Origin of the sequence: Janthinobacterium sp. SUN120 (genome assembly GCF_030397735.1) — a bacterium.
GTDB lineage: Bacteria > Pseudomonadota > Gammaproteobacteria > Burkholderiales > Burkholderiaceae_D > Janthinobacterium > Janthinobacterium kumbetense.
The window spans coordinates 13,087-29,774 of the sequence record NZ_JAPUBW010000002.1 but is presented as its reverse complement, the minus strand read 5'-3'; the positions used below and the strand labels follow the sequence as shown (position 1 = coordinate 29,774).

7 protein-coding genes and 1 pseudogene are annotated in these 16,688 nt (G+C 64.7%); 6 read left to right on the top strand and 2 right to left on the bottom strand.

What is annotated here, in order from left to right:
• Window positions 1-7: 7 nt before the first annotated feature.
• From O0879_RS09740 to O0879_RS09730, 3 genes and pseudogenes are all read left to right on the top strand, one after another.
• Window positions 8-2,470, top strand: a complete 2,463-nt coding sequence (locus O0879_RS09740) for an FtsX-like permease family protein (protein WP_289916204.1) — start codon at window positions 8-10, stop codon at window positions 2,468-2,470.
• Window positions 2,470-4,377 (top strand): serine hydrolase domain-containing protein, encoded by a 1,908-nt coding sequence (locus tag O0879_RS09735; RefSeq protein WP_289916200.1) that lies wholly within the window; start codon window positions 2,470-2,472, stop codon window positions 4,375-4,377. Before O0879_RS09740 ends, O0879_RS09735 begins: the two co-directional genes overlap by 1 nt.
• A gap of 71 nt (window positions 4,378-4,448) precedes the next feature.
• Window positions 4,449-4,775 (top strand): annotated as a pseudogene (locus O0879_RS09730) (group II intron maturase-specific domain-containing protein); the annotation flags it as partial.
• Window positions 4,776-4,880: 105 nt separating this feature from the next.
• On the opposite strand, the gene O0879_RS09725 reads toward O0879_RS09730, so the two are convergent.
• Both O0879_RS09725 and O0879_RS09720 read right to left on the bottom strand, forming a co-directional pair.
• Window positions 4,881-5,798, bottom strand: a complete 918-nt coding sequence (locus O0879_RS09725) for a cupin-like domain-containing protein (protein WP_289916197.1) — start codon at window positions 5,796-5,798, stop codon at window positions 4,881-4,883.
• Window positions 5,799-5,812: 14 nt separating this feature from the next.
• Window positions 5,813-7,072 carry a cytochrome P450 gene (locus O0879_RS09720; RefSeq protein WP_289916195.1) on the bottom strand — a complete coding sequence of 420 codons (1,260 nt, stop codon included), beginning with the start codon at window positions 7,070-7,072 and terminating at the stop codon, window positions 5,813-5,815.
• Window positions 7,073-7,174: 102 nt separating this feature from the next.
• Here O0879_RS09720 and O0879_RS09715 point away from each other — a divergent pair, with 102 nt between their 5' ends.
• The 3 genes from O0879_RS09715 to O0879_RS09705 are packed head-to-tail and all read left to right on the top strand — an operon-like array spanning window position 7,175 to window position 16,609.
• Window positions 7,175-12,421 (top strand): non-ribosomal peptide synthetase, encoded by a 5,247-nt coding sequence (locus O0879_RS09715; protein ID WP_289916194.1) that lies wholly within the window; start codon window positions 7,175-7,177, stop codon window positions 12,419-12,421.
• Window positions 12,422-12,434: 13 nt separating this feature from the next.
• Complete coding sequence (locus tag O0879_RS09710) at window positions 12,435-14,921, top strand: penicillin acylase family protein (protein WP_289916193.1); 2,487 nt, start codon at window positions 12,435-12,437, stop codon at window positions 14,919-14,921.
• A complete protein-coding gene (locus tag O0879_RS09705) occupies window positions 14,918-16,609 on the top strand; it encodes a cyclic peptide export ABC transporter (protein WP_289916190.1) in 1,692 nt (563 codons plus the stop codon). Before O0879_RS09710 ends, O0879_RS09705 begins: the two co-directional genes overlap by 4 nt.
• Window positions 16,610-16,688: the final 79 nt, after the last annotated feature.

The window sequence follows — 16,688 nt, the reverse complement described above, 5'->3', positions numbered from 1 at the left end:
AGCGACGATGACATTTCAAGACTTCCGCGTCGGACTGCGCATCCTGGTCAAGGACCCCGCCTATTCGCTGGTGGCGATACTGGGGCTGGGGATAGGGTTGGCGGCCTGCCTGCTGCTGCTCGGTTTTGCGCGCTATTGCTGGCAGTACAATGCGCACGTGCCGGATGCCGACAACGTATATATCGTCAAGCAGCGCAACAACCTCGACCTGGGGGAACCCTGGGTCGACCAGGCCCCGCTGTTGCTGCGCGAGGCGGCCAGGACCGCCCCCGGCGTGAGCAACGTCAGCGGCTACGTCAACTGGTTCCCCTTCACCGTGCAGGTCGACGGCCAGCTGCGCAAGCTGCGCAGCCTGACCGTGCTGCCCGGCTTTGCCGAGATGATGGGACTGCAGGTGCTGAAGGGCGACCTGAACGAGGCGCTGTCGCGCCCGGACAGCTTCGCCATCACCGAGGAGACTGCGATCCGGCTGTTCGGCAGCACCGATGTGCTGGGGCGGACGGTGACGCTGAGCACCGTGCACGAGCAGGGTGGCAGCGCGCGCATTGCCGCGATCCTGCGCAATCCGCCGGCCAATACGACGATTCCCTTCCAGGCCCTCAACGGCCTGAACCTGAGCCTGGTACCGCAGATGATGCGTACCGAGGCGCTCACCGGCGAGCAGGGCTGGCTGGGTAATCTGCTGGTGCGGGTCCGGGCGGGCGCTCCGCTGGCGGCCGTCACCGCGGCCGTACAGCAGGCCGCCGACAGCGCGCCGAGCGTGCAGAATGTACCGCCCGAGGCCAAGGAGCGCCTGGCCGGACGCAAGATCATGGACATCCGGCTGGCGCCGCTGCGCGAGGCGTATTTCGACCGCGAGGTGGCCACCAACGCCTTCTCGCTGCAGGTCGAGCGCGGCAGCGCCACCGTGGTCACCGGCCTGGTGGTTATCGCCATCCTGATCCTGGTCCTGGCCGCCATCAATTACGTCAACTTGGCGACCATCCGCGTGATCCGCCGTCAGCGCGAGATCTGCATGCGCAAGGTGCTGGGCGCCAGCGCCGGCCGCCTTGCGCTGCAGTTCGTTGCCGAATCGCTGCTGGTGACCATGCTGGCGACGGCCATCGGCCTGCTGCTGGCCTGCCTGGCTCTGCCGGTCTTTGCGCAGCTGGTCAACCGCGACCTAGGCAGTGTCCTGTCGCTGGAGAACCTGCTCGCAGCGCTGGCCATCGGCCTGGTGGTCGGTCTGCTGACCGTGATCTATCCGGCCTGGATCGCCTTTGGCGTGCGGCCGGCGCAGGCCCTGGCCGGCCGTCCCGATACGGAATCGCGGCGCAGCAAGCGCCTGCGCCAGGCCCTGTCCGTGCTGCAACTGGCTGTCGCGATGGGACTGGCTAGCGTGGCCATGGCCATCGCATGGCAAACCCGCTTCGCCATCGACGCCTCGCCGGGCTTCGACCCTGCGCCCCTGCTGGTGTTCGATCTGCCCGAGGGGCATATGGTGCGCACAAGCGACAAGGCGCGCGGCCTGATGGCCGAGCTGTCGCAACAGCCCGGCGTGGCGGGTATCGCGTTTTCCACCGATCCGGTAGGCCGCGCGAAGAACCAGTGGAGCACCGAAATCAAGCGAGAAGGCGGCGAGGCGGCCACCATCGACATCAAGTCGGTCAGCGCCAACTTCTTCGAGCAATATGGCGTCAAGGCCGCTGCGGGCCGGCTGTTCGACTCCAAAATCGACCAGGAAGACGACGCCGTTCCGATCGTGATCAATGCGATCGCCGCGCGCAAGCTCGGTTTCGCGTCGCCGGAGCAGGCGCTCGGACAGACCTTGCTGCTGCGGGGGCTGGACCACGGCGTATCGTCGCTGATCGCCAAGCGGGTGGTCGGCATCGCGCCGGAAATCCTGTTCTATTCGCTGCGCGAAGCCCCGGGCGCGACGGCGTATGAATTGTGGGCGGCCAATGCCACGCTCACGGTCCGCGCCAGCGGATCGGTCGCCGACGCCGAGCGCGCGGTGCGTACCACCTGGGCGAAATACTTCCCCAACTCCATCCTCGAAGCGCGCTCGGCCAAAGACATCTACGCGGAAAATTATGCGGAAGACGCCAGGCTGGCCAGGTTGCTGGCGGTGGCGACGGTCATTGCCATGACCATCGCCGCCTTCGGCGCCTACGTATTGGCCGCCGATGCGGTGCAGCGCCGCACTCAGGAAATCGCGCTGCGCAAGCTGTACGGCGCGCGCCGCAGCGACATCGGCAAGCTCGTGGCGAAGGAGGTCGGCACCATCATCGCGCTGTCCGCGGTGGTGGCTCTGCCGCTCGCCGCGCTGCTGATCGCCAACTACCTGAGAACCTACGCGGTACAGGCGCCACTCGCTTATTGGACCCTGGTGTTTGCTCTGGCTGTGACCCTGGTCACGGCGGCCGTCGCCGTCGCGCGGCACGCCTGGATCGCGATGCGGCTCAAGCCGGCCGTTGCGCTGCGCACGTGATGGCGACGAGCATCGACGCGATCCTCAGCAAGCAAGCCCGGCCGCTGTGCGCACTGCTGCTGGCGGCAGCGGCTTGGGTGGTCTCCGGCCCGGCCGCTGCCGGAGGATCGGCGCCCCGTACGCCGGCCGAGCTGAAGGCGCAGCTCGAAACCATCATGCGCGAGGAACGGGTGCCCGGCATGGGCTTGGCTGTGGTGGCCAACGGGCAGTTGGTCTGGCAGGCCGGCCTAGGCCTGGCCGACCCGGCCGGCAAGACGCCAGCCAGCGCGCAGACGCTGTTCCGCGTCGGCGACATCGCGAAGGGATTCGTCGGCCTGGCGGCCCTGAAGCTGCAGGAACAGGGCAAGCTCAAGCTCACCGATACGCTCAAACAATGGGCGCCCGAGCTGGCCCTAGACAATCCCTGGGAGGCGAGCGATCCGGTACGCCTGGCGCATTTGCTCGAACATACCTCCGGCCTGTCCGACATGAGTTTGATGGAGTACGCGCACAGCGCCGAGCCGCCGGTGTCGCTGAAACAGGCGCTCCAGCTCAACGGCGGCGGGCGCAAGGCGCGCTGGCGTCCGGGCTCGCGCGCGGCCCACAGCAGCGTGGGGCCGGCGCTGGTGGCCTACGTGATCGAGAAAGTCAGTGGCCAGCGCTTCGAGGACTACGTCACGCAAAATTTTTTCCTGCCGATGGGGATGAAGTCGGCCAGCTATGTCGAGCCGCACAGCGGCTTTGCCGGACAGTACGCGGCCGACGGCGTGACCGCGTTGCCTTACTGGCATCATCTGTACCGTCCGTCCGGCGCGCTCAATGCGTCGGCCGAGGACATGGCGCAGTACCTGCTGCTGCTGGTCAATCGAGGCAGTGTCGGCGGCACCCAGATCGTGTCGCCGGCCTCGGTCGAGCGGCTGGAGCGCCCGGAAACGCTGGCAATGGTGGCACTGGGGATCAAGGTGGCCCCGGGGGCGGGCATGTTGAATACCATCGAAAACGGCGTCCACTTCCGCGGCCATTTCGGCATCGTCAACGGCGGCCTCAGCGAGGTGCTCTATTTGCCGGAGACGCGCTCGGGCGTGGTGCTGATGATGAACAGCCTCAACGAGTTAGCCCGCGCCCGCGTGCTCGAACTGTTGCAGGCCTATCTGGTGCAGGGCGTGCCGCGGCCGGCGGCCGCGCCGGTGGCCAGCGTCGATGCCGAACTGCGAGAGCACTATCAGGGCTACTATTTGGAAGACAGCCCCACATCGGAGCGCATGCGCTTTGTGCACGATTTCACCGACGTCATGCAGGTGGTGTTTACCGACAACGGCATGATTGCACGCAATGTCTTTTCCGGCTATGCCGAGGAATGGATCGCCCAGACTGGCCGGACCTTCCGGCAGCAGGGCCAGGCAGAGCCGATGGTGGCGATGTTTCGCGCCCAGGATGGCGAGATCGTCATGCAGTCGAAATGGGGCACGCTACGCAAGGTGTCGACCTTCCGGGCGCTTGCGCCGCTGGCAGTCGGTGCGCTCAGCATATTCCTGATGCTCAGTTCTCTGATCGCCGGTGCGGTCTGGGCCGTGAAAAAACTGTTCTGGCGGGACCCGGCCGCCGTCGCGACCTCAATCCGCCTGCTGCCGATGGTGGCCAGCATGCTATTTTTCATGATCGGCTTTACCCTGGTCGGCGCCATGAACCTGCAGGGCCTGTGGGGCGGTTGGGGCGCGCCAACGGCCGAGTCGATCGCCGCACTGGTCGTCGGCATCGCCTTCCTGGTGCTGTCGGTGATGGGTGTCGTCAACCTGGTGCGCCAGCGCCGCCCGGCGACGGGCCGCTTCGTCTATTGGCACTCGGCGCTGGTGTCGGTGGCCTGCCTGACCGTGGCGCTCTACCTGCTTTACTGGCAGGCGATCGGCATTCCCGTCTGGAAAATGTAAGGACCACACACGGCACCAAAAAAGGCCAACCGCGCGGTTGGCTTTTTTATGTGCGCCCAGCATAGGCGCACTCCTGTGGACGCAGCATGACCGAACTGGTCGACCCGCTGCGGCGCTACTTGCTGGGTTGGAAAGCTTACTTTGGCTTGGCACAAACACCAAGAGTCTGGCGTGGGTTGAACGAATGGCTGCGCCATCGACTGCGGGAGATTCAACTCAACCAGTGGCAACGTGGCCCGATAATATATCGGGAACTGCTGGCCTTGGGAGTGTCGGCGAAAGTGGCGCGACTGGTGGTGGCGAATAGCCATTGCTGGTGGCGGAATAGTCGCATGGCACTGAACAGTGTGCTGACGATTGCCTACTTTGACCGTCTCGGCGTGCCGCGACTCTCATAACCTCAACTACTCGAACCGACCGGTGCGGACCCGCATGCCGGGAGGTGTGGCAGGGGGCGGCCAGTTATACTGGCCGCCCCTATGCCGATTGCCGTGAGCCGGGGCTCAGGCGCTGGTCCAGGCTTCCTTCTTCAGTGCGCGGGAAATCGAGCTGATCCAAATGAGCGCCAGCAAGGGGAGCAGGCGCAGCTTGTTCATCCTGAGCGCGTCGCCCACCAGCTCGCGCGTAATCGGTTCCTTCCAGTCGCCGAAGCGCTTCACCGGCGAGCGAAAGCACTGCGCCAGGGTGATGCCGGGTTCGCTCGTGGCCGCGTCGATACCGTGCCACCAGAACGGCGGGATATAGACGGCGTCGCCCGCTTCAAGGACGCCTTCGTACTTGGTTAGGCCGCTGTCGGTGGGGAAAAAGCGGTCGGCGCAGGACATGTGGTGGTAATTGGCCTTGATCAGCGGGGCGAAGCTCCACCAGTTGGCCGGCGTCAGCCTGAACAACGAGATGCGCTTGGTACCTGCCAGCTGGCAGGTCAAGGTCTCGTCGAGCTGGTGATAATGCCATTCGGTGGAAGCGTTCTTGTAGAAGAAGATGCGTTTGCCAGGATAGCCCAGCGGTTTGCGCTCATGCTGCTGCAGGAAGTGGTAGTCGCCGATGTCGTCCATCCACTGCTGGGGCACATCCATGGCCGGGATCGAAAAGGTCTCGTGATCGGCCGCGCCGCGCATGTCGGCGATGCACTCGGCAAGGCTCTGGCGCCGTTCCGCCGCGTGTTCGAGCGACGGATTGGGATTGAAGGTGCGGGCGACGAACACCTCGGCGTCGCCGCAGCGGCTTTCCAGGTAGCCGGGGCGGTGCCAGTGCTGCAGCGCCGGCCATGCCGCGGCGGCGCCCTTGATCAGCACGGGAACGTGCTGGCCGACATACTGTTCCCAGAACGCCTGTTCGGTCAGCGATGCGGCTTCAACGGTGGCCAATGGATGGACGTCGCCGGGGACCAGGTCAATGACTTTGGTGACGGTTTCAGACATGGTTATTTTCCCTGCTAGTTGAACGACATGGTAACGAGGTCCGCCGATTCCAGCATTCCCGGCATGCTGACAATCCGATTGATGAAGTTGGAGCGCGCGCGCGCCGCCGGGCCGGCCGGCCGGAAGCGCAACTGCCGTGCGACGACTTCCTCGAACAGCATGCGCAGCTCGATGCGGGCCAGGCGGGCGCCCAGGCAGAAGTGGGCGCCGTGCCCGAACGACAGATGGGGATTGTGCCGGCGCCGGATGTCGAACACCTCGGGCGACTCGAACACGTCGCCGTCGCGGTTGCCCGAGGCGAAGCACATGACGACGCGCTGGCCCTTGCGGATCGCCTGGCCGTTTAGCACATAGTCTTCCGAGGCGGTCCGGCGGAAATAGATCACCGGCGTTTCCCAGCGCAGCATCTCTTCCACCGCCGATTCGATCAGCGAGGGATCGGCGTACAACGCCTCCTGCTGCTCTGGATGCGCGGCGAGGGTGGCAAAGCCGCTGGCGATAGTGCTGGCGGTCGTGTCGTAGGCGCCGATCGCCAGCGACCAGAAGTAGCTGAGGAAGTCTTCCTGTGAAATCACGCTGCCGTCGTCGTAGCCGATATTGGCCAGGACCGACAGCACATCGTTGCGCGGCGACGCGCGCCGGGACTGATACGCGGCAACGCCGTAGCGATACAGCTTGTCTAGCGCCACGCCCGAAGCGTGCATGACGTCGGCGAACTCACGGTCGCCGGTTGGGATGGCGTGAACCCGGTTGAACAGGTCTCCCCAGAAGGCGGCGGACGGCAGATCCTCGTCGGCGAAGCCGAGCACGTCGCCGTATACCACGCGCACGGGAAATCGTGCCGCGATGTCGCTCACCAGGTCGATCTCGCCTTTTTCCTGGGCGCGGTCGAGGACTTCGACCGCTCGTTTTCGGATGACGGTTTGCAGCGCCGACATGGCCTCGGCGCCGAACTGCGGCATCACCATCCGGCGCAGTTCGCCGTGCTGGGGCGCGTCGAGGTGGCACAAGCCGTCGCGGATCATCTTCCAGGCCGGGTGGGGAATGTCGACCGAATCGCTCAGCACGGAACTGCCGTGGGAAAAGAAGATCCTCGGCTGGCGCGCCACCTCGCAAATATCTTTGTGTCGGGCGACCAGCCAGAAGCCTTCGCCGGCCGGCGCGTGCGGGATGGAATGCCATGAGATCGGCTGCTCCCGGCGGAAGCGCGCGAAGGCCTCGTGCGGGGTGCTCTGGGCAAACTGATCAAGGTTGAAAAAATTGAAATTTTGCATTATTTCATTGATTCATAAAAGACAATACGAGTATACTACGTAACGCTGTTTTGGTTGCTGATTTACCTATTTTTTTCCTCATGAGAAAGTACGACCAGCAAGGTGAAAACGATATTGGATAGACTGCGGTCCCGCGCGTCGGTGTCGCCTGATGAAGTTTGCTATACCTACCTTGACAGCCTGCATGTGGCGGCCGACCTGACCTACCGTGAGCTTGATGCTGCCGCGCAGACGATTGCCCGCAAGCTGCTGCTGCACGGCGCTGCCGGGGACCGGGTGCTGCTGCTGATGCCGTCGGGCACCGCGTTTCTGCTTGCCTTCTGGGGCTGCTTGTACGCGGGAATGATCGCGGTGCCGCTGTATCCGCCCAAGCCGAACGACCGCAGCGGAAAGGTCCTTAACATCATCGAAGACTGCGGCCCTCGGCTAGCGATCGTGTCCGATCCGCTGCCGCCGGAGCAGATCGCAGCCCTTCACGAGCAGGCGCTTTGCTGTCTGTGCTTTGCCGATATGGTGGCCGATACCGATACCGATACCGTGGCCGGGCAGACGGGCGCGCCGCCGCATGCCGTTGCACTGCCTGAACCGGAGCCCGATGCCATCGCCTTCCTGCAATACAGTTCCGGCTCCACCGGCAACCCCAAGGGCGTGATGATCTCCCATCGCGGCATGATAGCTAACCTGGTCGTGCTGGAAACGACCACCCGCACTTGCGCCGCTGACATCTTTGTCGGCTGGCTGCCGCTGTTCCACGACATGGGCATGGTGATGATGGTCCTGATGCCGGTCTATGCCGGCGCCAGGTCGGTGCTGTTCTCGCCGTTGAAGTTTGCCAAGAGCCCGCTGTTCTGGTTGCAGGCCATCTCGCATTACCGGGGCACTATTTCCGGCGCGCCCAATTTTGCCTACGATATCTGTGCCCGCAAGTTCGCGCCCGATGCGCTGAAGGATGTCGATCTGTCGAGCTGGCGCATGGCCCTAAATGGCGCGGAACCGGTCCGGGCCGACACCATTGCCGATTTTCAGCGCACCTATTCGGCGTTGGGCTTCCATGACGCCACCATGACGCCAGCCTATGGCATGGCGGAAGCGACCGTGTTCCTGTGTGCCGGCACATTGCTGGAGCCGCCGCGGGTGGTCCAGGTCAGCCTGGACCGGCTGCAGCAGGGCAGGGCGTTTCCTCCCGAGACGGCATCGGAAAAGTCGCAGGCAATGGTCAGCTGCGGCCCGTCGCCGGCGGCGCACGACATGATCGTCGTGCAGGATGCGGCCGTGGCCGAAGAAGACAGCGTCGGCGAGATCTGGGTTAAGGGCGAAAGCATTTCGTCTGGATACTGGGGCAAACCGGAGCTGTCGGAACAGGTGTTCAAGGCCTACACGAAAGACGGCGCCGGCCCCTATCTGCGCACCGGCGATCTGGGCTTTGTGCGCGACGGCGAGCTGTTCGTCCTGGGGCGCAGCAAGGATGTGCTGATCGTCCAGGGCCGAAATCTCTACCCGCATGACCTGGAAGCCTGCGCACGCGCGTTGCTGGCGGCCGATGCCGTCGGCGATGCGGCCGTCTTCGGCATGGAAGCCGAGGGGACCGAGCACATCGTCCTGCTGCTGGAGGTGCGCCCGCGTTTCCTGGACCGGCAGTATGACGACATCGCGGTCGACATCCGCGCCAGTACCTTTGAATCTTTTGGCGTGCTGCTCAGCGAAATCGTGTTCCTGGCGTCAGGTGCCATCATGAAGACGACCAGCGGCAAGGTGATGCGATCGACCATGAAGCAGCGGCATGCCTGTGGCGAGTTGACCCCGTTGCAGGTCAGCAAGCTCGATCTTGCCGGCGCCCATGCCATGCCGGACCAGCCCGCGGTGCGCGGGACAGCGACCGAGCAGGCGCTCGCTGCGATCTGGGCGGATCTGCTGAATCTCGACGCCGGCCAGATCGGCGTGCAGGCGAACTTCTTCGCGCTGGGCGGCCAGTCGCTGCTGGCGGTGCGTCTGGTGGCGCAGGTACGCCAGACGCTCGGTGTCGAGTTGAGCATCAAGGACTTGTTCGCCAACGGTTCGTTGGCGGCGCTGGCCGGTGCCATCGACCGCAGTGCGGGCACGCTCATCCGCCCGCAGGTCACGGCGCAGGCGCGTGGCGCAGCGCTGCCCCTGTCGTTCGCGCAGCAGCGCCTGTGGCTGCTGGACCGGCTCAACGGCGGCAGCGCGCACTACAACATGCCGTCCGCCCTGCGCGTGACGGGCCGCTTCGACGTTGCCGCCGCCGAGCAGGCGTTCCGGCGCATCATCGCGCGGCACGAGCCGCTGCGCACGGTGTTCGCAGGCGAAGATGAGCAATTGCGGCAGGTGATCCGCGAGCAGGTGGAATTCGCTATCCGGGTGAGCGACCTGACGCAGCTCGACGCCGGCGCGCGGGAACAGGCCGCGCAGCAGCTGGCGCTGGCCGATGCCCAGGCGCCGTTCGACCTGGCGCGCGACGTGATGCTGCGCGCCAGCTTCATCCTGCTGGGCGAGGAGGAGGGCATGCTGCTATTTAATATGCACCATATCGCTTCGGACGGCTGGTCGATGGACCTGCTGGTCAAGGAATTCCTGAGCCAGTACCAGGCGCTGCGCAGCGGCTTGGACAATCCCTATGCTCCGCTGGCGATCGGCTACGCCGACTATGCGCAATGGCAGCGCGACTGGTTGGCCGGGCCGGTGCTGGAAGAGCAGCTTGGTTATTGGGACAGTCAGCTGGCCGGCCTGCCGCCGGTGCACAATCTGCCGCTGGACCGCGCCCGCCCGGGGCACCAAAGCTTCCGTGGCGCGCGCCACCGCTTCGCCGTGGGCAAGGCCGTTCATGAATGTCTGAAACAGCTGGCCCAGGACCAGCAGGCCACGCTGTTCATGGTGCTGCACGCCGCGCTGAGCGTGCTGCTGGCGCGGCACGGCAACAGCAGCGACATCGTGATCGGCACGCCGGTGGCCAACCGGCTGCAGAAGGAGCTGGAAGAGCTCATCGGCTTCTTCGTCAACACACTGGTGCTGCGCACCGACGTGTCGGGCAACCCGCGCTTCGACCAGTACCTGGAGCAGGTCAAGGCGGTCAACCTCGACGCGCAAAGCCGGCAGGACGTACCGTTCGAGTATCTGGTCGAGCGCATCAATCCCCAGCGCAGCACGCAATACAGCCCGCTGTTCCAGATCATGTTCAGCATGGGCATGGACGAGGCGAGCACGGTGGCGGCGGTCAGTCTGGACGACGCGCAATTCAGCCTGGTGTCCGGGCAGGACGTGGCGGCCAAGTACGAATTGACCTTCCATGCCAGCGAAGACGAGAACGGCCTGTCGCTGTCGATCGACTACAACGTCGATCTGTTCGACGCGGCCACGGTCGCCAGGCTAGCCGCGCATTACGACCGGCTGCTGCAGGGTATTGCGGCGGCGCCGCAGACGCCGGTCTACGACCTGCCGCTGCTGGGCGACGATGAGCGACACTACCTGCTGTATGAACTCAACGCGACCGAAGCGGCCTACCCGCATGAGCAGTGCATCCACCAGCTGTTCGAGGAACAGGCCGAACGCACGCCCGATAAGGTGGCGCTGGTGTGCGAAGACCGTTCGCTGACCTACCGCGAACTGAACGAGCGTGCCAACCAGCTGGCGCACTGCCTGCTGGAGCAGGGTGTGGTGGCCGACACGCTGGTGGGACTGTATGTCGAACGCAGCATCGAGATGGTGGTTGGCGTGCTGGCCATCCTCAAGGCCGGCGGCGCGTATGTACCGCTGGACCCGGCCTATCCGCGCGAGCGGCTGGCCTATATGCTGGGCGACTCCCGGCCTCCGGTGGTGCTGACCCAGCCGCAACTGCAGGCCAATCTGCCGCTCGACGGTGCCAAGGTGGTCAGCCTGGACAGCGGCTGGCAGGCGCTGTCCGGCTATGGCCGCGACAATCCGCGCACAGCGGTGCAGCCTGCCCATCTGGCCTACGTGATCTACACATCCGGCTCGACCGGTCGTCCCAAGGGTGTCCGCATTTGCCGGCGTAACCTGACCAATTTCATCTGCGCCATGCAAACGGCGCCCGGCATGCAGGCGGCCGACGTGCTGCTTAGCGTAACCTCGCTCTCTTTCGATATCGCGGCGCTGGAGATCTATTTGCCGCTGACGGTAGGTGCGACCACCGTCATCGTGTCGCGCGATAGCGCAGCGCACCCGGAAAAACTAGCGGAAGCATCGGCGCGCCACAGGGTGTCGCTGATGCAGGCCACGCCGTCCACCTGGCGCATGCTGGTCGATTCCGGCTGCTTCCCCTTCGCGCCAGGCCTCAGGATACTCTGCGGCGGCGAGGCTATGCCCTGGGATCTGGCACAGCAACTGCTGGAACGCGCGCCCGTGGTGTGGAATATGTACGGTCCAACGGAAACCACCATCTGGTCGACCGTGCATAAGCTTACGCGTGCGGACATGGCCATCACGATCGGCCGGCCGATTGCCAACACCCGGCTCTATATCCTCGATGCCTGGCTCCAGCCGGTGCCGCTCGGTGTCGCCGGCGAGCTCCATATTGCCGGCGACGGCGTGGCCGATGGCTACCTCAACCAGGACGAATTGACACGAAGCCGTTTCATCGGCGATCCCTTCGGTGCGCCTGGCGCCACCATGTACAAGACAGGCGACCTGGCCCGCTACAAGGCGGACGGGGCGGTCGATTACCTGGGCCGGCTGGACCAGCAGGTCAAGATTCGCGGCTTCCGCATCGAACTGGGCGAGATCGAAAACCGGCTCGTTGAGCATGAGCAGGTCGGCGCCGCCGTGGTGCTTGCCAGGCCCGACGCAGCAGGCGGGCAGCGCCTGCTTGCTTATGTGAGCATGACGGCGGCGGCCCGCCTCGCCGCCCAGGCAGCGGTGGCCAGCCTGAAGAGCTGGTTGACGCAGGCGCTGCCGGAGTTCATGGTGCCGCCGCATGTGATGGTGATCGATGCGTGGCCGTTGACCCCCAACGGCAAAATCGACCGCAAGGCCTTGCCGGAGCCGGATGCGCGAGATCTGCAGGGCGCGTATGCCGCTCCGGCAACGGCAACCGAAGTGCGACTGGTGGCCCTGTGGGCGGAATTGCTTGAGCTGGACGGCAGCCGCATCGGCACCGACGCCAGTTTCTTTGCGCTGGGCGGCCATTCGCTGATGCTGGTGCGGCTGGTGTCCCGAATCGACGGCCAGTTCCAGGTCCGGCTCGATATTCGCGATCTGTTCGAGATGAGCACGATTGCAAGGATTGCAGCCTTGATTGACGACGTCCTCGCGCTGCGCCATCCCGGCGCCCACCTGTCACCGACGCCAGGCGAAGAACTGGCCGAGTTCGAAATTTAGCGGGGAAACATTGTTGAATCTGTTCAATCTGTTGAAGCTGTCCAAGCGTTTTCCTTTGCTGACGCGATTTATCCTCCTCGTGCTGCTGGTGCTGTCCGGAGGCTACTATGTTTGTACCCGGCTGCTGGGCAGCACGCTGCCGCCGGAGCGGATGCAGCTGTTTCCGGATGGGGCGCTGTCCCCGGTCTTCATGGCGCGCGACGTCAACGGCGTGCCGCATATCCGGGCGCGGACGGACGAGGATGCGTTTTTTGCCATCGGCTACGCCCATGCGCAGGACCGACTCTGGCAACTGGAACTGCAGCGCCGCACCGTCCACGGCGAGCTGAGCGAGCTGTTCGGCCGGGAGACCCTGAAGCAGGATATCTGGTACCGCTCGCTGAACCTGCATGCCGCCGCGCAGAGCGCCTGGCCGGCGCTGAGCGACCAGGCCAGGCGCTCGCTGCAGAAGTATGTCGACGGCGTCAACGCGGGCATGGCCGCCCAGTCCGAATTGCCGGTCGAGTTCAGGCAGGCCGGTATCGCGCCGCAGCGCTGGACGGTCTACGATTCCCTCGCCAGACTGAAGCTGTTCGCGCTCAATCTCAGCGGAAGCTTCCAGCTCGACCTGACGCGCGAAGCGGCGCGCCAGACCCTGACTACGGCGCAGTTGCGCACGCTGTTCCCCGGTGACGCGCTGGAGGGCACTCCCGCCGTCAGGATGGACCAGGCCCGCGAAAACGCCGGTGCCGCCGCGCTGTTGCCGCTGCGCGAAGCCGGTCTGGTACCGCCGCCGTGGGGCGCGCCGACGGCGGCCGGCGGCAATGCTTGGGCCGTGGCCGGTCGCCACGGCGAGGCTGGCGCGGCGCTGCTGGCCAACGATCTCCAGCTTGAGCTGCAAATCCCCTCGCCGTGGTACGCCGTGCATGCGAAAGGGGAGCGGCTCGCCGTGTCTGGGATGAGCCTGGTCGGCGTACCCCTGGTGATCTTCGGCCGCAACGACAGAATCAGTTGGGGCGGCGCCAGCCTGCGGGCCGACAGCCAGGACGTCTACTTCGAGAACACCGACCCGGACGATGCTAGCCGCTACCAGGCGCAGGGGCAGTGGCTGCCGTTCGTGACGCGCAAGGAGACCATCCAGGTTCGGGCCGAGAGCGGCAGTGCCCTGGTCGGCGCGCAGCAGCGCACGGTCAGCGTGGTCCTTCGCGCGACCAAGAACGGTCCGCTCATCTCGGATCAATTCGCCGGATTCGATCGGCCGGTTTCCTTGCGCTGGGTCGGCTTTGATTCGGGCGATACCAGCTATGAGGCTTGGTACCGTTTGCAGTTCGCCGCCGACTGGCAGGACTTCCGCGCAGCGCTGAGCGTGCATGCGACGCCCGCGCTGAAAATGGTATATGCCGACATCGACGGCAATATTGGCGCTATCGCCGCCGGCAAGGTGCCGGTCAGGAAGCAAGGCGGCGGCGCGCTGCCGGCGCCCGGCTGGGATCAGCGTTTCGCCTGGGCCGGTTATGTTCCGGTCGCGCGCCTGCCTGCGGTGTACAACCCGGCGACCGGATTTGTCGTCGCTGCAAATCAGCAGGAAGCCGGCGCCAGCAATTCTGACTTCATCGGCCGGGACTGGGCCTCGCCCGCGCGCGCCGAGCGCATCGCGCAACTACTCCAGGAGCGCCTGCAGGCCGGAAAGCGGCTCGGCCCAGCCGATATGAAGCGCATCCAGGGCGACGATGTCGACCTCGACGCCGCCGCCCTGGCTGCTGAGCTAGTGACGATGCGCCCGGACGGGGCGGCACAGGCCAAGGCGCTCGGCCTGCTGCGAGGATGGAATGGCACGATGGCGGCCGACAGCCAGCCGGCCGCGATCTTCAACGTCTGGACGCGCCATTTGCGCAAGCGGCTGCTGGGCGATAAATTGCAGCAGTATTGGAACCGCCCCGAACAGGGCGGCTATCTGCGCAGCCTGGACCAGCAGATGGGCACGCGAGCGCTGCGGCAGGCGCTGGCCGAATGCAGAACGGTATGGCGGCCGGCCACGGCGGCCGGCTGCGACGGCCTGCTGCAGCCGGCCCTCCAGGCGGCGCTCGATGAAATTGGCAAGATCACCGGCAGCCGCAGCATGGCCGACTGGCGATGGGGCGCGTTGCAGCGGGGCGTCTACGCCCATCCCTCGCAAGACACATGGCGGCCGTTCAATGGCCTGTTCGAACGCGGGACGGCCCAGGGCGGCAGCCCGAATACCGTCAATGCGGCGGACAGCATCTTTATCGACCGGCAAGGCTTTGAACAACGGACGGGGGGCAGCTTTCGCCAGGTGTTCAGCCTGGGAGAGGGCGGTATCGTGCATGAATTCATGAACTCGACCGGCCAGTCCGGCAATGTGGCGAGCCGCCACTATGCCGACATGGTCGAGCCATTCTCCCGGCTCGAATACACCCGGCTCGCGCCCGACGAGACGGCCGGCCGCGCGCGTAGCCTTGCCGCTGCCGGCGCCGTGTCTCACCAAGGATCTTCCCGATGAATCTGTTTTCCCTACTCGCCAAGAACGCGCCCAACAAGGTCTTTTTCTCTATCATCGTGGGCATTTTGTCCGGGGTCGTGTACTCGCTGCTGATCCCGCTGGTTATGGCCTCGCTGGACGGAGGGGACGCGCTCGAAGGCGCAGGCTCGGGCCGCGCGCTCTGGTTCGGCATGGAGATCACCAACCCCTCGATGGCGCTGATATTTACTGCGGCGCTGCTGTTCATCTGGGCTTCCCGGACCTGGGTCGACATCACCATGACCAGGGTATCGATGGCGGCCACGTCCGAGCTGCGCATCCAGATGTACTACCGCATCGCGCATGCGCCCCTGGCGGCGATCGAAAAGATCGGATTGCCCCGGCTCGTCACGGCGATCGCCAGCGACATGCCGGCCGTGGTCACCGGCGCGCAAACGGCGCAGACCATGTTGATCGATATGGTGACCCTGATCGGAATGCTGAGCTTTCTCGCCTATGTGCACACGGCGGTGTTCTGGTTCGTGTTGAAGTGCATCATTTTTGGCGTGCTGAGCTACCAGCTGATCTTCGTCTTCGCCGACCGCTACTTCTTTCGCGTCGCGAAAATCAACGATTCCCTGCAACGCTCGGTTCATGGACTCATGCATGGCTTCAAGGAGCTCAAGCTGAGCGACGACAAGCGCCACGCGTATTTTAAGCAGGCCCTGCTGGCGACCGAGAGCGAGCTGCTCGCCGCCCAGCGGCCGGGCAACAACATCCACAGCGCGGCCGCCAACTATGGCCTGATGCTGAACTTCCTGTTCCTCGGCTCGATTGCCTTCATTTTTGTTAGCTACCATTCGCTCAGCGCGCAGAGCCTGTCGAGCATCATGATGGTGATGCTGTATATCTCCATGCCGATCGGCTCGGTGACGTCGAAGATCCCTGGGTTCACCTACGCCAAGGTCGCCATCGGCCGCGTCAACGCGCTGCTGGCCGAGCTGCCGCAGGAACCGGTGGCGCAGGAAGCGTACCAGGCGCGCGCCTGGGACAGCGTACGGTTTGAGCACGTGGTCTACGAGCATGAGGGGGAGGAGGGGGCCGGATTCGCGGTCGGGCCGATCAATCTGGAGTTTTGCAAAGGTGAGATCACCTTCATCGTTGGCGGCAACGGTTCCGGCAAATCGACGCTGAGTAAATTGCTGACGCTGCATTATCACGCCAGCGGCGGCGCGATCTATTTTGGCGGGCAGCGCATCACCAACGAGAACATGAACTCCTACCGCCAGAGCATCTGCGCGATCTACTCCGATTACTACCTGTTCGACCGCATCCTGGCGGCCGGGCACGATCAGGATAAAGAGGAGAAGGTCGAGTACTACCTGAAGCAGCTCGGCCTCGACAAAAAGGTCAACTACCATGACGGCCGCTTCTCGACACTGTCCCTATCCGACGGGCAGCGGCGGCGGATGGCCCTAGTGGCGGCATTTGTGGAAGACCGTGAGCTGTATCTGTTCGATGAGTGGGCCGCCGACCAGGACCCGAGCTTCAAGGATATCTTCTATCGGGAAATTCTGCCGTCGCTGAAAGCGAAGGGGAAGGCCGTGGTGGTGATTTCGCACGATGACCGTTACTTCGACGTGGCTGACAAGCTCATCGTCATGTGCGAGGGTCAGTTGCAGTCTTCCAACCGGCCAGCTGGCCTGCTTTCCGGGCAGGCCAGGCAGTAATGCCGTTAAGTTAATCGATACGGAAATTGTTTACCCTGCACTGCGGCGAACTGGGGGCAGACCCCATGTGGGTCTGCCC